The following is a 19,645-nucleotide window of genomic DNA, read 5'->3' on the forward strand; positions in this document are numbered from 1 at the left end:
CTCAGAGTCTCCACCGACGGTCATGCAGACCGTGCGCGCCATGACGTTGCCGGTCTGGGTGCTGCTCGTCGGGACGCTCGTCAACACCGTCGGCAGCTTCCTGATGCTGTTCCTGACGCTGTACCTGACGCAGAAGGGGTTCTCGCCGTTCCACGCAGGGCTCGCCCTCGGCGCGTGGGGGGCCGGCCGGATCGCGGGCGCGTTCGTCGGCGGCACGATCGCGGACCGGGTCGGCTACCGCTTCGCGATGGCCCTGTCGATGTTCTCCACCGCCGCCCTGATCACCGCGCTGATCGGCGCCGCCAACCTGGGCAACCCGTGGCTGGTCGTGCTCGCCGCGCTCGCCGCCGCGCTGCTCAACGGCGTCTGGCGCCCACCGGCCCAGGCGATGATCACCGAGGCGACCCCGCCGGGGCACCTGGTCATGGTGATGGCGTTCTGGCGGCTCGCGTTCAACCTCGGTGTCCTCGTCGCGCCGCTGCTGGGCGCGCTGCTGTCGCGGGTGTCGTGGGACCTGCTGTTCTGGGTCGAGGCGGGCTCCTCGGCGCTGTTCGGCGTGCTGGCGCTCACCGCGCTGCCGGCGGTCGCCGCGCCCGCATCGACGCCCGCCGCTCCTTCCGCGCCCGCGCCGCCGACCGGTTACGGCCGCGTGCTGCGCGACGGCGCGTTCGTGCTGTTCCTGTTCGCCCTGCTGGTCAACGGGATCGTGTACATCCAGGGCCCGGCCACCCTGCCGCTGCACCTCAACGGCCTGGGCTACCGGCCCGAGGTGTTCGGCGCCCTCGTCTCGCTCAACGCCCTCGTCGTCATCTGCCTCGAGGTGCCGGTCACCCGGCTCACGCAGCGGATGCGGCCACGGACCGCGGTCGCCGCCGGCATGGCGCTGACGGGCATCGGCCTGAGCCTGTGGAGCGTGGAGCTGGGAATCGCCGGTCTGGTCGTGGCGACGCTGGTGTGGACGATGGGCGAGGTCGTCGCGAGCCCGTCGATGTTCGCGTACCCGGGGCAGGTCGCGCCCCCGCACCTGCGGGCCAGGTACATCGCCGCGAGCACCGTCGCCAACCAGATCGGCTACTCCGTCGGCCCGGTCCTCGGCACCGCGCTGTGGGCCGGTGTCGGCGGTGCCGTGTTCTGGATCTGCGGTGCCCTCGCCGCCGTGGCCGTGCTCGCCGTCCTGGCCGGCGTCCGTACCGTCGACACGGTCAAGGCATCGACTCCCGCCGAACCCGAATCGGTTGCTGCATCGACCGACGCCGACCCGAAACGGGTGAGCGAAGGGGCAGCCGTCGATGGGTCGGTGCCGTAGTCTGCGAGGCACCGTTGGGAGGTTCGAAACCCCTGGCGACCGCACGGGGGTCCACCTCTTTGGATCAAAGATGATCAGGAGGTCAGCTAGGTGAGTGGCACCGACACGTTGACAACCGAAGGACCGGGCACACTCGGGCCGGACGGTGTGGCGAGGTTCTGGCGCGAAGGATTCGCGGGCCCGTTCCCGCTCGGCCTGCCCGACAAGGAGCTGGCCGAGCTCGCCGACCGGTGTGAGCGCATCGTCGAGGAGCGGCACATCCAGCCGCTGTACGGCCGGTACGCGCTGCGCGACTGGCACCTCGTCGACCGCGACCTGGAGCGCGTGTTCACCCAGGAGACGATCATCGGACGGGTCGCCGAGCTGCTCGGCCCCGACCTGCTCCTGTGGCGCTCGAAGATCTTCTACAAGCCCCCGGGCGCCGACGCGATCGGCTGGCACCAGGAGTGGGGCAAGTTCGACGGCGAGGAGATCGGCAACTCGACCCCGTCGTTGCAGCCCGCCGGGTCCGGCGACGACGTCTGGGACCTCACGGTCTGGGTCGCCCTCGACGACGTCACCCCGGAGAACGGCCCGCTGCAGTTCGCCACCGGCACCAACACGACCAAGGTGCCGTGGGTGAAGGTGCCGATGACCCAGTCGGCGTTCTACGAGGAGCCGTTCGTCGGCCTCACCAAGGAGCAGGTCGCCGAGCGGACCCGCCGCAGCGAGCTGGTCCTGGACATCGACACCGCCAACTGGCTCGACGGCTACGACGTGGACGCGGCCGGCCTCGACGAGCTCACGGCCTACCTGCACGGCCGCTTCGACGAGCTGCTGGCGAAGTTCACCGACTTCGAACCGGCCCCGGGCACGATCGCCACGATGGTGATGCCACGCGGCAGCTTCGTCATCTTCAGCGAACGCACCATGCACGGCTCCCCGCCGAACAACTCCGACCGCCGCCGCATGGCCGTCAACTGCCGCCTGACCCGCGCCGACACCCTGGTCTACCCGGGCCGCCTCACCGGCACCGTCATCGACGGCTCCAACCTCGACATCAGCAAGCACGAGAGCCTCCTCGTCGCCGGCCGACCGACCGAAGCTCGCAACGTCATCCGCAACTGACACCGCGCACCGCGGCCCGGCCGGCCCACCTCAGACCGGCCGGGCCTTGATCCCGCACGGACTCAGCGGCGCGGGGACGCCATCCAGGCGGCGCCCCGCGGCGAAGGTTGCGGGTGGCGCGGCGCCGGGTGGCGCAGCAGGGTCAGGACCGCCACGCCGGCCACGGCGGCGATGACGGCGCTGATGAGGAAGATGCGGTCCAGGCCGGCGGCGTACGCGGCCTGCAGGACGCCTGCGGGCGCCTGCCGGAGCAGGTCCGGATAGTCGCCGCCCGTGAGCCGCCGGGCCGCGGCGGGATCGGTGACACCGCCGGCGGCCAGGACGGTCCCGGCCCGGCCCGTCACCAGCGTGGCGAAGGCCGGCAGCGCCAGGGCGTAGCCGAGCTGGCGGAACGTGTTCGACGCGCCGTTGGCCATGCCGGCGCGGTCCGGTGGTGCGGCCGCGAGGGCCGCCGAGGCCAGGACCGGGGTGCTCAGGCCGACCCCGAGGCCGGTCACGCACAGTCCGGGCACCAGCGCGGCCCAGCCCGACGACGGGCCGACGAGCATGCACAGCGCGGTGCCGGCGGCGACCAGCAGCAGTCCCCAGCCGATGCTGTGCCGCGGCGGGACCGCGTGCAGCAGCCGCCCGCCCGCGGCGGCGACCACGAACGCGACCACCGCCATCGGCGCCAGGACCAGCCCGGCGGCCATCGCGCCGAGGCCGAGCACGGACTGCGCCCACAGTGACACGAAGACCAGGTTGGCGAAGGCCGCCGCGGGCAGCGCCGCCGCGCCCAGCATCAGCACCGCGAACGACGGCCGGCGGAACAGTGCCAGGTCCAGCATCGGGTCGGTCCGGCCGCGTTCGACCAGCACGAACCCCACGGCCGCGGCGGCACCGGCGGCGAGCACGACGGCGGTCGCGGGGTCGGTCCAGCCGGTGTCGCCGGCGCGGATGAGCGCGTACACCACGAGGCCGGCGGCGGCGGTGAAGGTCGCCACGCCGGGGACGTCGATCCGGCCCTGTCGCGGTCCGCGTGCGCCGCCGGGCATGGCGAGCCTCGCCAGTACCGCGGCGATCACCGCCACCGGCAGGTTGACCAGGAAGATCGACCGCCAGCCGACGTGCTCGGTGAGGAACCCGCCGAGGATCGGCCCGGCGGCCGCGGCGGCACCGTTGGCCGCGCCCCACACGCCGAACGCGACGGAGCGGTCCCTGCCCGCGTAGACGGTGCCGAGCAGTGCGGCGTTGGTGGCGTACATCGCCGCCGCGCCGGCGCCCTGCACGCCTCGGGCGGCGATGAGCGCGCCGATGCCGGGCGCGAGGCCGCAGGCGAGGGAGGCGGCGGCGAAGACGACCAGGCCGGCGATGAACACCCGGCGGTGGCCGAGCCGGTCGGACAGGGAGCCGGCCGCCATCAGCAGCGCCGCGAGGACCAGCACGTACAGGTCGACGGTCCACTGCAGTGCGGCGAAGGACGAGTGCAGTTCCCGGGCCAGGTCGGGCGCGGCGACGCTGACGATCGTCAGGTCGACCAGCAGCATGAAGGTGCTCAGCGAGACCGCGAGCAGGGGCAACCATTTGCGCATGACCAGCACGGTGCAATGCGCCGCGCCGATTCGGCGTTCGCCAGGCGCATTTCGGCGGATTCTGACACGCTGCTACGTTCGAGCGGTGGATCCACTCACACTTGACGAGCTGGACCGGCAGCTGGTGCACGCGTTGCAGGTCGACGGGCGCGCCCCGTTCAGCCGGATCGCCGCCGTGCTCGGCGCCTCGGACCGCACGATCGCCCGGCGGTACCGGCGGCTGCGCGAGTCGGGTGCGCTGCGGGTCGTGGGGCTGCCGGATGCTGCCGCGCTCGGCCACGTCGACTGGCTGGTGCGGATGCGGTGCTCGCCGGACGCCGCGATGCCGGTGGCCGCCGCGCTGGCCCGCCGCGAGGACACCTCATGGGTCACGCTGGTGTCAGGCGGCACGGAGATCACCTGCATCACCCGGACCCGGTCGCAGTCCGCAGACGGCGACCTGCTGCTGCAGAAGCTCCCCCGCACGCCGCGGATCACGGTCGTCAGCGCGCACTGCATGCTGCGCGGCGTGGCCGGCCTGCACGGCTGGCCCGGCCGGACCGCCGCCCTCACCCCGGACCAGGTCGCCGCGTTGCGCCGGCCCCCGCCCACCCAGGAGGCGGCCCCACCGCCGACGGCAAGCGACAACGGCCTGCTCGCCGCGCTCGCCAAGGACGGCCGCGCGAGCCTCCCTGCCCTCGCCGCGACCACGGGATGGTCGGAGACGACGGTCCGGCGCCGGCTGGACGAGCTGTGCCGCGGCGCCGTGCTGTACTTCGACGTCGAGATCGAACCCGTCCTGTTCGGCTACACGGCCGAGGCGATGATGTGGCTCACCGTCGCACCGTCCGCGCTCACCGCCACCACCAAGGCCCTCGCCACGCATCCGCAGATCGCGTACGCGGCGGCCACGACGGGGCCCGCCAACGTCTCCGCGTCGGTGATCTGCCGCGACCTCAACGAGTTGTACGAGTACATCGCCGGCGACATCGGCTCCCTCCCCGGCATCACCCAGGTGGAGACCGCGCCGGTCGTGCGTCGCGTCAAGGGCGGCGGGACGCTGCTGGTGCCGTGACCACCACGTCGACGGGCAGCGTGCCGCCGAGGACGTCCAGGTCGACCGTCCCGTCGGCGGCGACCGTGACGGTGCCCCAGGCGGTGCCGGCCACGAACGGGAACCGGCCCGGCCGGGCGCCGACGCGCAGCGTGCGGGTGACGGCGTCGTAATGGAAGCCCGTGTAGGCGTCCAGCATGGACCACCCCGCCATGGCGCGCACGTAGTGGTCGCCGCACTCGACCTCGTTGAACGGGTTGCGGCGGGTGCCGTCGTACCGCTGCTGCAGGCCGGTCAGGATCGCCGTCGCCTCCTCGTGCATGCCCTCGTACAGGCAGTGCGCCGCGACCTGGTACTCCACGCCGGTCCACACCTCGTCGCAGTAGCGCAGCGGGATCGCCGGGCGCCCGCCGTGCGGCCAGGAGCACACGACCAGGCCGGTCTCGTCGCCGTCGGCGAAGACGCGGTAGCCGTGCTCACCGAAGCCGGTGCGCAGGTTGTACCGCACGATCGACGCGAGGGCGGTGCGGACCCGGTCGGCGGGCAGGATGTGGCCGAGGTCCAGCTGGTGCGCCCACCACTGGCCGAGCAACTGGTCGGACAGGCAGCCGCGGCCGAAGTCGTACGCCTCGCCGGTGGGCGGCTGGGCGTAGAACTCGCCGTTCCACAGCAGCTTGTCGTAGGTGTCGCGGCCGATGGTGAACCGGTCCAGGAACGCCGCGGCGGCGGCCGGCTCGACGATGGCGGCCATGCGGTGCATGGCCAGCAGCGCCGCGAGCCACAGCCCGCCGACGAACATGTTCGGGCCGTGCAGGCTGATGTCGTAGGTGACGGGCTGGTCGCCCTCCAGCACGCCGTCGCCGTCGGGGTCCCAGGTGTCCCCGACGTGCGCCATGAGGCGGCGAAGCGCCGGCCAGTGCCCGCGCAGCCAGTCGTCGCCGGCGCCGTCGAGCACGGAGCGGTAGGTCTTGAGCACGGCGCCGAGCATGCCGTCCAGCGCCGGGCGCTCCGGGCCGCCGATGGCGACGCCGTGCAGTGGCGGCAGGTACCGGGGCAGCACGACGCGGTGCGGCACGGCGCCGTCGGGTGCCTGCGCCGCGAGCTCGGTGTCGCGCAGGTCGCGGCCGACGTCGGGGAAGAGCCGCGACAGGGCCTGCTCGTAGTTGAAGACGTGGTTGCAGTTGAGCGGGCAGGAGCCGCCGACGTCGCCGTTCCAGTTGCGGGTGGAGGCGCCGAGGGCACCCTCGAAGCCGTAGGCGTGCCCGTCGGCGGTGCGGAACAGCGCCGGCGAGCGGACCAGAGTGCCCTGCGCCGACACGGTCTCGCGCAGCGCCGGTGGCAGGTCGCTGTGCCGCACGGCGTCGGCCCAGGCACGGGAGGCGGTGTCGAGGCGCTCCCGGTCGGCGAGGTAGGCATCCAGCACGTCGAGGGCACCACCGAAGCGGGTCGCGTAATGGTTGCCCACCCAGAATCGGCTGCGGGTGTACGGGTGCTGCGGGCCGAACCGGTCGAACTCGGCGTACCGGTTCGGGAACCACCAGGCGTGCACGACGTCGATCGTGGCGGTCTCGCCGGGTTGCAGTGCGAAGGCTGCGGCGACCGCGGCGTCCCAGGTGTGCCCGGCGGGGCTCGGGCCGGTGGGTGCGCGCTGCGGTGACACCCCTGCGGCGACGGCGGCGCGCATGGCGGCGTCGCTGTAGTCGCCGAGCTGGATCGGGGTCACCAGCTTCGCGGTCTCCACGAAGCGCAGCATCGCCTCGGCGCTGTGCGCGCGGGGCAGCGCGGCGGCGGGGGCGTCGGTCCACAGCAGCATCTCGCCGTGGGCGGCGTCGTCCTCGTCGAGACCGGGGTGGTCCATCAGCACGCCGGTCTGGCCGGGGCGGCGCAGCAGCCGGTTGACGTTGCCGCCGTAGCCGGCGCCGCGGGTGCCGTCGATCGGGGTGACGCCGTCCCAGCCGACCGCGTTCTGCAGCGTGCCGAGCAGCCAGCCGTGCCGGAACTCGGTGCTGGTGTTGGTGACCGTGAACCGGTAGCGCACCAGCGGCAGCGCGCTGGCGTGCGAGTCGAGGGGCACGAACGGCGTGAACGCCGACATCGCCACCGCGACCGGCAGCGCCTCGTCGGTGTACGTGACGTCCGCGAAGGGGTACGCCACCTCCATCGACGTGCTCTGCACGGTGGGCCAGGGCGGCAACCGGTCGGCGTCGGGCACGTCTGCGTCGTTGACGTTGGGTGCCGGGTGCGGGTGCGGCGGCAGCGGCGCGGCGCGCAGCAGCCGCACGACGTCGGCGGGCGGCTCCAGGGAGGAGACCCGCAGCGCGAAGAAGCTGTCGGGCACGAACCCGAGGTGGTTGGCCACGCCGGACAGCTGCCACTGGCGCAGGGCGCCGTCGCCGCCGAGGGCAACGTGGCCGGTGCCGAAGCCTCCGAGCGGGAACGCAACGGCGCGCCGGGCGTCGCCGGAATAGCGCTTCATCGGACACGCTCCGCCATGGTCACGCCGGTACCATCCTTCGTCGGCCCTCGGAGGGCAGGAGTCCACGCAATGCCCGGTCCTGCAAGGGGACCGCGCCGTGAAATCGATTTCACACAAGGTAGACGCGGGCTTCGGAACCTGTCAAGAGCGGGTCACCGGCCGGAAAGTCGTAACGCAGCGTCACTGATGCCGAAGAGGCAAGCATGTCACCTAAAGTGATCTGCCATGGCCACCATCTACGAGGTTGCGGCGCTCGCCGGGGTCTCCCCCGCGACCGTCTCGCGCGTCTTCAACGGGCTCACGGTCTCGGAGGAGAAGAAGCGCCTCGTGCACGAGGCGGCCACCAAGCTGGCCTTCACGCCGAACAAGACCGCCCGGCGTCTGCGGCGGCAGAGCTCCGAGATCATCGCGCTGCTGATCCCCGACATCGAGAACCCGTTCTTCACCGCGCTCGCCCGCGGGGTCGAGGACCGCGCCCGGGAGGCGGGGTTCTCCCTCGTGCTGTGCAACACCGACGACGACCCGGCCAAGGAGCTGCACTACCTGGAGATCGTGGCGTCCGAGCAGATGGCGGGCGTGATCCTGGCGCCGGCCTCGGACGAGGTCGACCTGGGCGCGATCGTGTCGCTGGGCCGTCCCGTGGTCGCGGTGGACCGCACCACGCCCTATCCGGTCGACGCCGTCAAGATCGACAACCGGGCGGCCGGCATCGGCGCGACGACGGCGCTGTACGACGCCGGGTACCGCCGCATCGCCTGCATCGCGGGACCCGCCGGGATCGAGACCACCGAGGACCGCTTCCTCGGCTGGCGCCAGGTCGTCGCCGCCCGCAAGACCGTGCTGCACGACGGCTACCTGCAGCACGCCGACTTCCGCGTGGACGGCGGACGGGCCGCGATGCGGGCGCTGCTCGCCCTGGACACCCCGCCGGACGCCGTCGTGACGACCAACAACCTGATGGCGGTCGGCGCGTTGCAGGCCCTCGCGGCGGCGGGCATCGCCCCGGACGCGTTCGGCCTCGCCGTGCTCGGCGAGCTGCCCTTCATGGCGCTGACGCCGGCGCCGTTCGTGCAGGTCAGGCTCCCCGCCCGGCACCTCGGCAGGACCGCCGCGGCGATGCTGCTGGAGCGCATCGGCGGCGACACCCAGCCGCCCCGCACGGTCATCCTGCGGGCCGAGGTCAATCCGCAGGACGAGCAGGCTCTGTAATCGATATCAGGGTGTTGCGTCCCTGATCAGAGGCGTGGAGAAGGCACGAAGTCTGGAGTCTTGACGAAATCGATTTCTTGGACTTCACTGTGCCCGACCGCTTCTCAACGGAGAGGGACAGCACGCTTATGAACATTCCGTTCCGCAAGGTCGCGCTGGTCATCGCCACAGCCGCGATGACGGCGACCGCCCTTGTGGGTTGTTCCAGCGACAAGGACGCCAAGTCCGGCGACCAGTCGCTCGAGATCGCTTACTGGAACTACGGCCCCGCCGCCGAAAGCGGCAACAAGGCCACGGCAGACGCCTTCATGGCGGCGCACGCCGGAGTGAAAGTCACCCTGACCCCGGTCACCGGCGAGAACTGGGGCACCTACTACGCGAACGTCGCGACGCTCATCGCCTCCGGGAAACACCCCGACCTCATGGTCATCTCCGGCGAGGGCGCCCAGTTCGTGCACGCCAACAAGCTCGTGGTCCCGATCAACAAGTACATCGACAAGGACCCCGAGGCGAAGACCCTCCTCGCCGACATCGCACCCGGCCTCATCGACGGCTTCAAGGTCAAGGGCGACATCGTCACCCTCACCTACGGCTGGAACGACATGGTCGTCTACTACAACACCGACGTGTTCAAGAAGGCCGGGATCGACCCGCCGAAGGCCGACTGGACCTGGGACGACTTCAAGGCCACCGCCAAGAAGCTCACCGCCGACACCAATGGCGACGGCAAACCAGACCAGTACGGCTTCACCTGGGCCAGCAACGAGATCTTCCCCGGCATCATGCCCTGGGTCGCCAACGCCGGCGGCAACCTCACCAGCGACGACGTCTGCACGGCGACAACCGACACCCCCCAGGTCAACAAGGCCGTGTCGTTCCTGCGCGGCCTCATCACCGACGGCATCGCACCCGCGCCGATGCCGATGAGCGACGTCTTCACCCGCTTCCAGAACGGCCAGATCGCGATGTTCGGCGCCGGCCGCTGGCCGATCGGCACCTTCGTCCCCGCCGGGTTCAAGGCGTTCGACATCCAGCTCTACCCCAAGGGCGACACGTACAAGACCGTCTTCGGCGGCGCCGGCTACCCCATCCTCAAGTCGTCGAAGAACCCGGACCTCGCCTGGGAGTACCAGAAGTTCACCCTCAGCGACGCCATCGAGCAGCAGTACGTCGGCACCCCCGACAAGCCCGGTGACTCCATCCCGTCGCGCCGCTCGGTCGCCCAGACGATCTCCAAGGTCGGCGTCCCGCCCGCGAACTCGGACCTGTTCTACAACAGCATCGACAAGTACCCGACCCTCGTGCCGTACCCCGCCCCCGCGAAGTACAGCACCTTCGAGTCCACCGTCCTCCGCCACCTGCAACTGATCTTCGCCGGCGAGGCTTCGGTCTCCGACGGCCTCAAGAACATGCAGAGTGAACTCAGCAGCATCGTCACCTGCTGAACCGTCCCACACCCGCAAGGCGGACCATGAGCACCAGCAAGACGCCCCGGTCCGGGGTCGGCGGCCAGCCCGTCGCCGACCCCGGCCCCCGGGTCCCCCGCCGCCGCGGCGACGGAATCCCGGCCCTCGCGTTCCTCACCCCGTCGATCATCACCTTCCTCGTCTTCGTCCTTGCCCCGACCGTGGGCGTGCTGGTGCTGAGCTTCTACGACTGGAACCTGCTCAGCGACGGCACGTTCGTCGGCCTGGACAACTTCGACCGGCTCGCCCACGACGACCGCCTGCTCGGGGTCTACGGCTCCACCACCTACATGGCGCTGGTCATCCTCGCCGTCAACGTCGCCGTCGGGCTCCTGCTCGCCGTGCTCCTCGAAACCCGGATGCCGGCCTGGCTGCGCGGATTCTTCCGGCTGTCCTTCCTGTTCCCGTTCGTGGTGTCCGCCTCGGCGGTCGCCCTGATCTGGCGGTTCCTGCTCAACAAGGACCTCGGCCTGGTCAACTACCTGCTCGGGCTGCTGCACGTGGACCGCATCGACTGGCTCGGCTCGTCGGCGTTCGCACCGGTCTCGGTCATCATCGTCAGCTCCTGGAAGACGATCGGCTTCTCGATCCTGGTGTACATCGCCGGCCTGCAGTCGATCCCGGCGCAACTGAAGGAGGCCGCGATCGTCGACGGCGCCGGCGCCTGGACCCGCTTCTGGCGGATCACCTTTCCGCTGCTGTCGCCGACGATCTTCTTCCTCGTCGTGATCAACACGATCAACTCGTTCCAGATCTTCGCCGAGCCCAGGGTGCTGACCCAGGGCGGGCCGGGCGACGCCAGCCGCACGATCGTGGAGTACCTCTACGACCGCGCGTTCGGCGACTTCGACCTCGGCTACGCCTCCGCCATCGGCATCACCTTCACGCTGGTGCTGATCGTGCTGACCGCGATCCAGTTCCGGCTCTCACGCAGATGGACCTACTACGAATGAGTCGCCTCAGCCGCACCGGCTCCCGCATCGCCACGTTCGTGATCCTGGGGATCGCGGCGCTCGCGATCACCGCGCCGTTCCTGTGGATCTTCCGTGGGGCGTTCTCCGGCTCCGACGCGGAGCTCTACCGCCTGCCGCCGACGTTCGAGCCCGGCAACGTCACCACGGACAACTTCGGAAAGGTCACCGAGCAGGTCCCGTACTTCCGGTTCTTCCTCAACTCGATCATCGTGTCCACGACGATCACCGTCGCGCAGGTCATCACCTGCTCCACGGCCGCCTACGCGTTCGCGCGGCTGCACTTCAAGGGCAAGGGCGTGCTGTTCGCCGTGGTCATCGGCTCGCTGATGATCCCGATCCAGGTGACGATCGTGCCGTTGTTCCTGGTCATGTCGAAGCTCGGGCTGACCAACACGCTGTGGGCGCTGATCCTGCCCGGGATCTTCAGCGCCTTCGGGATCTTCCTGCTGCGCCAGCACTTCCTGGCGCTGCCGATGGAGATCGAGGAGGCGGCGAAGCTCGACGGCGCCGGGCACCTGCGCACGTTCGCCCGGATCATCCTGCCGCTGTCCGGGCCATCGATCGCGACGCTGGGCATCCTGTGCTTCACCTACTGGTGGAACGACCTGCTCCTGCCCCTGGTCATGATCAGCGACACGGAGCGCCAGACGCTGCCGGTCGGCCTGGTGCTGCTCGCGGGGCGGTTCTCCACCGGGTCGCTGGGCACGATCGCGGCCGGCATCGCGATGGCGATCGTCCCGGTCCTGATCGTGTTCGTCCTGGCGCAGCGCTACATCGTGCAGTCCATCGCATCGAGCGGATTGAAACTATGATCACCATCCCCCGGCTCGCCACCCACGGTGCCGTGCTGTGCTGGCACGAACTGCCCCGCGCCCTTGCCGCCGGCGCCGCCTGGCTCGCCACCGCGCTCCCACTCGTGCTGGCCTTCCTTGTCGGCGCCCCCGGCTGGATCCTCGCGGCGGCGACCGTGCCGCCCGCGCTCATCCTCACCGGTCTGGCGGCCTTCGCCGCCACGGTCGCCCGCGGTGACGGTCCCCGGCTGGCGCTGCTGCGCCGCGTCGATCCGGTGCTGGCGCTGCTGCTCGCGGGCGGCGCGAGCCTCGCCGGCCTCGGCCTGACGGCCGGCGGACCGGCTGCGGTCGCCGGTGGCGCCGGCGGGGCAGTGCTGCTGCTCGTCGCCCCCTACGCCCTCGCCTACGGCGCCCTGCGGGACCGGCGCGGCCTCGCAGCACTGCGCGGCGGCGCCATCCTGGTCGCGTTCCGGCCCGCCTGGGCGTTCGCGCTGGTCGTGCTCTGCGCTGCGGGCGGGCTCGCCGCGGTCGCGTCGGCCGGGATCCTCGCCGTCGTGGTGCTGCCCTTGCTCCTGGCCGTCGCTGCGGCCATGACGACCGCCCTGCTCGACGAGATCGACACGCTGCAGGGCCGGGCATGACCGGCCAGCGAAGCGGCTCGGGCCGGTCATCATGTGGCAGTTCTGGGTCAGGGCGACGCCGCAGCGCAGCGGAGGTGGCGGCATGACCGGCCAGCGAAGCGGCTCGGGCCGGTCATCATGTGGCAGTTCTGGGTCAGGGCGACGCCGCAGCGCAGCGGAGGTGGCGTCATGACCGGCCAGCGAAGCGGCTCGGGCCGGTCATCATGTGGCAGTTCTGGGTCAGGGCGACGCCGCAGCGCAGCGGAGGTGGCGTCATGACCGGCCAGCGAAGCGGCTCGGGCCGGTCAACAGCAGAACAGTCCCGGGGCACGCGCCCGGAACGAAGTGAGGACGCATGACCCAGCCCCCGATGGTGACGATCTACCAGGTGGCCGCCCGGGCCGGGGTCTCGCCGGCGACCGTGAGCCGGGTCATGAACGGCACCAAGGTCTCCGCGGAGTCCGAGCGCCTCGTGCGCGCGGCCGCCGCCGAGCTGGCGTTCACCCCGAACCGGACCGCGCGGCGGCTGCGCGGCCAGACCTCCGAGGTGATCGCGCTGATCATCCCGGACATCGAGAACCCGTTCTTCACCGCGCTCGCCCGGGGCGTGGAGAACCGGGCCCGGGCCGCCGGCTACTCCGTGGTGCTGTGCAACACCGACGACGACCCGGCGCGGGAGGCGACGTACATCGACATCGCGCTCGCCGAGCACATGGCGGGGGTCATCCTCGCGCCCGCCGACGACGCCAGCGACGTCAGCCGGCTCATCGCCAGCAACCGGCCCGTCGTCGCCGTCGACCGCAGCCTGCACCGCCCCGACATCGACGCCGTCACCGTCGACAACCGCGCCGGTGGACTGTCCGCGGCCGAGTTCGCGGCGGGATTCTCCCGGGTCGCGTGCATCACCGGGCCGAGCTCGGTGGAGACCGCGCAGCTGCGCATGGAGGGCTGGCAACGGGCCACCCGGCGGCGCCGCGACGCGGCCGGTGACGACACGCTGCTGCGCTACGCCGACTACCGCGTCGACGGCGGGCGCACCGCGATGGTGGACCTGCTGAGCCTGCCGGAGCCGCCGGACGCGGTGTTCGTCGCGAACAACCTGATGGCCGCCGGGGCCCTGGAGGCGTTGCACGACGCGGGGCTCGCCCCGCCGCGCTTCGGCCTGGCCGTCTTCGGTGACCTGCCGTTCGCGTCGTTCGACCGGCGCGGCATCCGGGTCGTGCCGCTGCCCGCCCGGGAGCTCGGCGAGGCCGCCGCGGCGCTGCTGCTGGACCGCATCGCCGGCGACGACGGCCCCGCGCGGACGGTGGTCCTGCGCACCGACCACCGATCGCAGGAGCAGCGGTGAAGGCATTCCTGGGCGTGGACATCGGCACGTCAAGCAGCAAGGGCGTCCTCGTCGACGCGGCCGGGCGGGTCCTCGCCACCGCGGTCCGCGAGCACGAGGTGTCCCGCCCGTTCCCCGGCCACGTCGAGATGGACGGCGAGGTGTGGTGGGCGGAGTTCACGTCGATCGCGGCCGAGCTGACCGCCGGCGGTGCCACCGTCGCGGCGGTCGGGGTGAGCGGCATGGGCCCATGCGTCCTGCTCGCCGACGACGCCGGCGTCCCCTTGCGTCCCGCGATCCTGTACGGCGTCGACACCCGCGCGACCGCGCAGATCGAGGCCCTGACGGCGGAGCTCGGCGGCCCCGAGGAGATCCTGGCCCGCTGCGGGTCGGTGCTGTCCTCGCAGGCGGTCGGGCCGAAGCTGCGCTGGGTCGCCGAGCACGAACCCACCATCTGGCGGCGGGCCCGGCGGCTGTTCATGCCGGCGTCGTGGCTGGCGTACCGGCTGACCGGCGCCTACACCCTCGACTACCACTCGGCGAGCCAGTGCACGCCGCTGTTCGACACGCGGGCCCTGGACTGGTACGCGCCGTGGGTGGCTCGCGTCGCGCCCGACCTGGAACTGCCGCGCCTGGCATGGTCCGACGAGGTCGCCGGCGTGACCCGGGCACCGGTCGCGGGCATCCCCGCCGGTACCCCGGTGATCACCGGCACCATCGACGCCTGGACCGAGGCGGTGAGCGTCGACGCGCAGAACCCCGGGGACCTGATGCTCATGTACGGCACGACGATGTTCCTCATCGCGACCGTCCGCGAGCCGCTGACGTCACCGTCGATGTGGGGCACCGTCGGCGCGCTGCGCGGCTCCCGCAACCTCGCCGGCGGCATGGCGACGTCGGGCGCCCTCACCGGTTGGCTGCGCGACCTCGTCGGCGCGCCCGGCTTCACGGGCCTGCTCGCGGAGGCGGAGGCGTCCGGGCCGGGCGCGCGGGGGCTGCTGATGCTGCCGTACTTCGCCGGCGAACGCACCCCGCTGATGGACCCGGACGCCCGTGGCGTCATCGCCGGGCTGACGCTGTCGCACACCCGGGGCGACCTGTACCGGGCCGCGCTGGAGGCGACCGCGTTCGGGGTCCGGCACAACGTCGAGGCGCTGCGCGACGCCGGCGCGTCCGTCGAACGGGTCGTGGCCGTCGGCGGCGGCACCCGCGGCGGCCTGTGGACCCGCATCGTCAGCGACGTCACCGGCCTGCCGCAGGTCGTGCCCGCCACCACGATCGGGGCGAGCTACGGCGCCGCGTACCTCGCCGCGCGCACCGGCGTCGCGGCGCGCATCGCCGACTGGAACCCCCCGGCGGCGACGGTCGTGCCGGACCCGGCGACCCGCGCCGGCTACGACGAGCTGTACGCGCTGTACCGCGAGCTGTACCCCGCCACCCGCACCATCGCCCACACGCTCGCCGCACGGCAGCGCTTCGCAACGGAGGACGCACCATGACCCCCTACGCTCTGCCCGCACCACCCTCCCGCCCCGCCGCGGAGCCGAACACGGCCTACCTCATCGCGAGCGGCGACCTGCGCCCGAAGGCGAACCTCGCCGGCTGGCCCACGCAGGTGCAGATGGAGGCCGACGTGACGGCCGCCTTCGCCGAGTTCGGCTGGACGGTGCGCCGGGCCAACCCGGTCGACCCCGCCACCGGGCACGGCTTCATCTCCAGCCAGCGGATGGGCCTGGAGGTGTTCAAGTCCATCCCCGCCGACGCGCCGCTCATCGTGGCGGAGGCGGTCTGGCAGTACAGCCACCACGTCCTGGCGGGGCTGCGCACCCACCGCGGCCCGATCCTCACGGTCGCGAACTTCGCCGGTACCTGGCCCGGCCTGGTCGGGCTGCTCGGCCTCAACGCCGGCATGGCGAAGATGGGCGTGGCGTACTCAACGATCTGGAGCGTCGACTTCACCGACGACTGGTTCAAGGCGGGCCTGCGCAGCTGGACCTCGACGTGGCAGATCCCACACGACCAGTCCCACGTGCGGCCGCTGCCCCCGCTCGCGCCATCCCCGGAGCTGGACCTCGGTCAGGCGCTCGCCCGCCAGCTCCTCGCCGACAAGGCCATCATCGGCGTCTTCGACGAGGGCTGCATGGGCATGTACAACGCGATCATCGACGACGAGCTGCTCAACCCGATCGGCGTCTACAAGGAGCGGCTCTCCCAGAGCACCCTGTGGGCCGAGATGCTCACCGTCTCCGACGACGAGGCCGACGCCGTCGGGCAGTGGCTGCTGGGCGCCGGCATGACGTTCCGCCTCGGCACCGACGAGGCCACCGAGCTCACCCCGGCGCAGCTGCGCTGGCAGTACAAGATGTACATCGCGGCGCTGCGCATCAGCGACGACTTCGGCCTCGACGCGGTCGGCATCCAGTACCAGCAGGGCCTCAAGGACCTCTCCCCCGCCTCCGACCTCGCCGAGGGCATCCTCAACAACGTCGAACGCCCGCCGGTCACGTCCCGCGACGGCGCCCGCATCCTGTGGGACGGCAAGGCACTGCCACACTTCAACGAGGCCGACGAGGGCGTCGCCGTCGACGCCCTGGTCACCAACCGCATCTGGACCGCGATGGGCCTCGACCCCGCGACCACCCTGCACGACGTGCGCTGGGGCGAGGACTACGACGGCGAGTTCGTCTGGGTCTGGGAGATCTCCGGCTCGGTCCCCCCGTCGCACCTCACCGGCGGCTACGCGGGCGCCGTCGGCTGGCGGCAGGACCCCGTGTACTTCCCGCTCGGCGGCTCCACGATCAAGGGCGTGTGCCGCCCGGGCGAGGTCGTCTGGAGCCGCGTGTTCGTCCAGGGCGGCGCGCTGCACGTCGACCTGGGACGCGCCTCGGCGGTCGCCCTGCCCGACGAGGAGACCGAACGCCGCTCCCAGGCCACCACACCCGCCTGGCCGATCATGCACGCCGTCCTGCACGGCGTGACCCGCGACCAGTTCATGGCCCGCCACAAGGCCAACCACCTCAACGTCGCCTACGCCCCCGACGCCGCCACCGCCGACAAGGCCCTCCTGGTGAAGGCCGCGCTGTTCACCTCGCTGGGCGTGCACGTCCACCTCTGCGGCGACGTCTCCCTCTGATGGATTCCGCGCCCACTTTTCCGCGGGCGCGGAACTTCACAGGCCCGGGCTGCCGCCGCAGGTCCGTGATCGAAGCGGTGGTGGCGGCAGAGCTGTCACGGCTGGAAGTAGTCGCCGTTCCAGGTGTAGTGGCGTTCCTGCTCCTCGCCGTTCGTCGGGGCGAAGCGCAGGGTCAGGGTGCCGTTCGTGTGCTGCCAGCCCGTGATGTGCGTGCCAGCGGGTGCCTGGAGGGCGTCGAGGGCGACGAACGAGCCGTCGGCGCGGCCGTCGAGGACGGCGAGGAAGCCGTGCCCCGGGTCGGCCGCGTCGCGGCCGCAGGTGATCGACACCAGCAGGAGGCGGCGGCCGTCGCCCGACAGGTCGGCCAGGTGCTGCTCGGAGTCCGGTCCGGACGGCTGGAACAGGTCCCAGGTCGTGCCGGTGGACGTGGCGCGGCCCTCGGCGTCGAACCGCAGCGTGGCGGACGGGCAGCCGGTCAGGCCCGCGACGGGGGTCAGGTCGACCGCCGGTGCCGTCGCGCCAACGGCAGGCACCATGCCGGGGTAGCCGGAGTCCTCCTCCGTGAACGCCTGGCCGGTCCACCGGTACGCGCGGGCGGCGCCCAGCCGGTACCCCCAGTCCGTGTAATGCGGCTTCACGTCCACGTACAGGCGGCCGGCGTCGACCCAACGGTCGTCGTACAGCCCGCCACGCGGTCCGACCCAGGCGATGGCGCGCAGGGTGGTGCCGTCGCGGCGGACCGCCAGCAGCTGCCCCTGCCCGTCGCCGGAGTCCTCCTCGGTCAGCCAGCACGTGGCGTGGATGAACGCCTCGGGCCGACCGTCGCCGGTGACGTCGCCGTAGGTGACGGGATCCGGTTGCAGGGTCACCCGTGGCCACGTGGTCGGCCCGATGATTGCGGCGTCGGAACCCTTGAACGCCTGGGTGCGGAAGGTGACCGGACCGGACGGGCAGTCCCGGTTCGCGGGGAAGGTGATCGTGGCGGTCGCCCACTGCACGCCGGACCAGACGGCCGGCACCTGCGGCGTCTGCCTGGCGGGGACCGACCGGCTTGGCCGAGGCGAGGCGGATGGGGTACCGGAAAGGGAGGGCGACGGTGAGACACCCGGCACCGGCGGGGGCTTCGGGGCCGCGCCGTTCCAGATCAGGCCGCCGCCGACGAGGGCCGCTCCCACCAGTCCGGCGGCGACCAGGACGGTGGCGGTCCGGCGGATGCGCAGCCGGCGGTCGGCCCGGTGGCGCAGCTGCGCGGCGGCGGGTTGCGCGACGGTGCGGCGCACGTCCGTCCGCAGCCGGGACAGTGCCGCGGACAGGTCGATGTCGTGCTCCTGGTCAGTCACGGTAGGTCACCTCCTCGGTGGGCTGGGCGAGTTCGGCGGCAAGCGTGGCGCGGCCGCGGTGCAGCCACGACTTGACGGTGCCGACCGCGGCGTCCATCTCCCGAGCCACGTCGGCGACCGGCAGGTCGATCAGATGGTGCAGGACGACCGCCCGCCGCTGGTCGGCCGGCAGCCGGCGCAGCGCGGTGACGAGCGCGACGTGGTCGGGGTCCAGCGGCGGGACGTCGAGCGCGCGTTCGCGGCCCAGGTGGGCGCTGGCGACCCGGCGCCGGCGCCACCGTGACGTGGCGAGGTTCGCCGCGACCCGCCGGATCCACGCGAGGGGGTCGTCGTACCGGGACACGTCGCTCCAGCGCTGCCAGGCACGGCAGAACGACTCCTGGGCGAGGTCCTGCGCCTCGGCGAGGTCGCCGACGAGCGCATAGACCATCGCGACGACGTCGCCGTACCGCGCGTCGTAGAGCGCATCGAAGTCGGCCGCGGCGGGCGGCCCGTGGGTGGCGCGGCGGTCGTGTTCTCCGAAGGCGGGCATGTCACGTCACACGCTATGCCCGTCGATCCGGTTGCGGCCGCCGTGCGCCGCGGACTGTCGTTCAGCCGACGGGTGCGGTCCGCGCCGGTTCGGGTGTCGCACCGGTCCTGGTGTACCGGACGGTGAGCACGATCGTGGCCAGCAGGACGAGTTCGCCGAGGTTGCCGAGCCACGGCACCGCGAACCCGCCGGCCGCGGCGGCGAACATGGCGACCGCACCGGCGAACAGCCACGGCCACCCGTCGCGCCGCCACAGCACCGCGCCGGCGGCGAGGAGCACGAGGATCGCGACGACCGCGGGCACCGGCGGGCCGGCCGCGTTGTCGTTGACGTAGCGGAGCGTGTCGGCGTAGCGCTCAGGCACCAGCCGCAGCCGCACGATGTCGGTGTACACGCCCAGCGCGACCAGTACCGCGGCGAGCCCACCGGCGACGGTCAGCAGCGTGCGGCCGGCCCGGGCCAGCAGTGCCCCGACGACGATGAGCAGGGGCGTGAACAGCGCGTGCCCGGCGAACCTGCCGGCGTTGAGCCCTTCGAGCAGCTCACCCTGGCCGAGCGGCCGGCCCAGCGCGATGACGCCGTTGTCGTACGCCAGCGCGCCGGCGACGACCACGACGATCCGGGCCTGCAACTGGATCGCGGCGACCCCGACCCCGAGCACACCGATCGCCAGCACCGCGAAGATGACGGACACCATCACCGGTCCACCGTTTCACTGAAAGAAACACAGTTCCACTGATGGCAACGTAGGGCAGTCGGG

Annotated in this window: 16 protein-coding genes; 11 read left to right on the top strand and 5 right to left on the bottom strand. The window is 72.1% G+C overall.

Annotation, left to right across the window (positions count from 1 at the left end; translation table 11 throughout):
- Positions 1-40: 40 nt before the first annotated feature.
- On the top strand, positions 41-1,306 hold the full coding sequence (locus OHA72_RS41800; protein ID WP_327001621.1) for an MFS transporter: 1,266 nt from the start codon (positions 41-43) through the stop codon (positions 1,304-1,306).
- A 90-nt stretch (positions 1,307-1,396) separates the two neighbouring features.
- Positions 1,397-2,413 (top strand): phytanoyl-CoA dioxygenase family protein, encoded by a 1,017-nt coding sequence (locus OHA72_RS41805; protein WP_327001622.1) that lies wholly within the window; start codon positions 1,397-1,399, stop codon positions 2,411-2,413.
- A 62-nt stretch (positions 2,414-2,475) separates the two neighbouring features.
- Here OHA72_RS41805 and OHA72_RS41810 read toward each other — a convergent pair whose 3' ends face one another.
- A complete protein-coding gene (locus OHA72_RS41810) occupies positions 2,476-3,984 on the bottom strand; it encodes an MFS transporter (protein WP_327001623.1) in 1,509 nt (502 codons plus the stop codon).
- Between the two features lie 85 nt (positions 3,985-4,069).
- On the opposite strand from OHA72_RS41810, the gene OHA72_RS41815 reads away from it, so the two are divergent.
- Complete coding sequence (locus OHA72_RS41815) at positions 4,070-5,038, top strand: Lrp/AsnC family transcriptional regulator (protein WP_327001624.1); 969 nt, start codon at positions 4,070-4,072, stop codon at positions 5,036-5,038.
- On the opposite strand, the gene OHA72_RS41820 is transcribed toward OHA72_RS41815, so the two are convergent.
- On the bottom strand, positions 5,007-7,493 hold the full coding sequence (locus tag OHA72_RS41820) for a GH116 family glycosyl hydrolase (protein ID WP_327001625.1): 2,487 nt from the start codon (positions 7,491-7,493) through the stop codon (positions 5,007-5,009). The genes OHA72_RS41815 and OHA72_RS41820 overlap by 32 nt on opposite strands.
- 225 nt (positions 7,494-7,718) lie before the next feature.
- Here OHA72_RS41820 and OHA72_RS41825 point away from each other — a divergent pair, with 225 nt between their 5' ends.
- From OHA72_RS41825 to OHA72_RS41860, 8 genes are all read left to right on the top strand, one after another.
- A complete protein-coding gene (locus tag OHA72_RS41825) occupies positions 7,719-8,702 on the top strand; it encodes a LacI family DNA-binding transcriptional regulator (protein WP_327001626.1) in 984 nt (327 codons plus the stop codon).
- 128 nt (positions 8,703-8,830) lie between these two features.
- Entirely contained in the window at positions 8,831-10,147 is a 1,317-nt protein-coding gene (locus OHA72_RS41830; RefSeq protein ID WP_327001627.1) for an ABC transporter substrate-binding protein, read from the top strand.
- 26 nt (positions 10,148-10,173) lie between these two features.
- A complete protein-coding gene (locus tag OHA72_RS41835) occupies positions 10,174-11,121 on the top strand; it encodes a carbohydrate ABC transporter permease (RefSeq protein WP_327001628.1) in 948 nt (315 codons plus the stop codon).
- Positions 11,118-11,954, top strand: coding sequence for a carbohydrate ABC transporter permease (locus tag OHA72_RS41840; RefSeq protein WP_327001629.1), 837 nt, complete (start codon positions 11,118-11,120; stop codon positions 11,952-11,954). Before OHA72_RS41835 ends, OHA72_RS41840 begins: the two co-directional genes overlap by 4 nt.
- Positions 11,951-12,574 (top strand): hypothetical protein, encoded by a 624-nt coding sequence (locus OHA72_RS41845; RefSeq protein ID WP_327001630.1) that lies wholly within the window; start codon positions 11,951-11,953, stop codon positions 12,572-12,574. Before OHA72_RS41840 ends, OHA72_RS41845 begins: the two co-directional genes overlap by 4 nt.
- A 334-nt stretch (positions 12,575-12,908) precedes the next feature.
- On the top strand, positions 12,909-13,901 hold the full coding sequence (locus tag OHA72_RS41850) for a LacI family DNA-binding transcriptional regulator (protein WP_327001631.1): 993 nt from the start codon (positions 12,909-12,911) through the stop codon (positions 13,899-13,901).
- Positions 13,898-15,379: an FGGY-family carbohydrate kinase gene (locus tag OHA72_RS41855; RefSeq protein WP_327001632.1), complete on the top strand. Its 1,482-nt coding sequence runs from the start codon at positions 13,898-13,900 to the stop codon at positions 15,377-15,379. The genes OHA72_RS41850 and OHA72_RS41855 overlap by 4 nt, the downstream gene beginning before the upstream one ends.
- A complete protein-coding gene (locus tag OHA72_RS41860) occupies positions 15,376-17,013 on the top strand; it encodes a fucose isomerase (RefSeq protein WP_327001633.1) in 1,638 nt (545 codons plus the stop codon). The genes OHA72_RS41855 and OHA72_RS41860 overlap by 4 nt, the downstream gene beginning before the upstream one ends.
- A 95-nt stretch (positions 17,014-17,108) precedes the next feature.
- Here OHA72_RS41860 and OHA72_RS41865 read toward each other — a convergent pair whose 3' ends face one another.
- The 3 genes from OHA72_RS41865 to OHA72_RS41875 form a co-directional block, all read right to left on the bottom strand.
- Positions 17,109-18,353: a hypothetical protein gene (locus OHA72_RS41865; protein ID WP_327001634.1), complete on the bottom strand. Its 1,245-nt coding sequence runs from the start codon at positions 18,351-18,353 to the stop codon at positions 17,109-17,111.
- Positions 18,346-18,885, bottom strand: a complete 540-nt coding sequence (locus tag OHA72_RS41870) for a SigE family RNA polymerase sigma factor (protein WP_327001635.1) — start codon at positions 18,883-18,885, stop codon at positions 18,346-18,348. Before OHA72_RS41870 ends, OHA72_RS41865 begins: the two co-directional genes overlap by 8 nt.
- Positions 18,886-18,946: 61 nt before the next feature.
- Entirely contained in the window at positions 18,947-19,585 is a 639-nt protein-coding gene (locus OHA72_RS41875; protein ID WP_327001636.1) for a hypothetical protein, read from the bottom strand.
- Between the last annotated feature and the right edge of the window lie 60 nt (positions 19,586-19,645).

The sequence above is a fragment of the Dactylosporangium sp. NBC_01737 genome, assembly GCF_035963215.1.
Lineage (GTDB): Bacteria > Actinomycetota > Actinomycetes > Mycobacteriales > Micromonosporaceae > Dactylosporangium.

Excerpts from the sequence above, each read along its gene's own strand:
- OHA72_RS41860 (WP_327001633.1), top strand. The coding sequence starts at position 15,376 with ATGACCCCCTACGCTCTGCCCGCACCACCCTCCCGCCCCGCCGCGGAG.
- OHA72_RS41830 (WP_327001627.1), top strand. The coding sequence starts at position 8,831 with ATGAACATTCCGTTCCGCAAGGTCGCGCTGGTCATCGCCACAGCCGCG.
- OHA72_RS41835 (WP_327001628.1), top strand. The coding sequence starts at position 10,174 with ATGAGCACCAGCAAGACGCCCCGGTCCGGGGTCGGCGGCCAGCCCGTC.
- OHA72_RS41800 (WP_327001621.1), top strand. The coding sequence starts at position 41 with ATGACGTTGCCGGTCTGGGTGCTGCTCGTCGGGACGCTCGTCAACACC.
- OHA72_RS41825 (WP_327001626.1), top strand. The coding sequence starts at position 7,719 with ATGGCCACCATCTACGAGGTTGCGGCGCTCGCCGGGGTCTCCCCCGCG.
- OHA72_RS41840 (WP_327001629.1), top strand. The coding sequence starts at position 11,118 with ATGAGTCGCCTCAGCCGCACCGGCTCCCGCATCGCCACGTTCGTGATC.
- OHA72_RS41820 (WP_327001625.1), bottom strand. The coding sequence starts at position 7,493 with ATGAAGCGCTATTCCGGCGACGCCCGGCGCGCCGTTGCGTTCCCGCTC.
- OHA72_RS41845 (WP_327001630.1), top strand. The coding sequence starts at position 11,951 with ATGATCACCATCCCCCGGCTCGCCACCCACGGTGCCGTGCTGTGCTGG.
- OHA72_RS41810 (WP_327001623.1), bottom strand. The coding sequence starts at position 3,984 with ATGCGCAAATGGTTGCCCCTGCTCGCGGTCTCGCTGAGCACCTTCATG.
- OHA72_RS41850 (WP_327001631.1), top strand. The coding sequence starts at position 12,909 with ATGACCCAGCCCCCGATGGTGACGATCTACCAGGTGGCCGCCCGGGCC.
- OHA72_RS41870 (WP_327001635.1), bottom strand. The coding sequence starts at position 18,885 with ATGCCCGCCTTCGGAGAACACGACCGCCGCGCCACCCACGGGCCGCCC.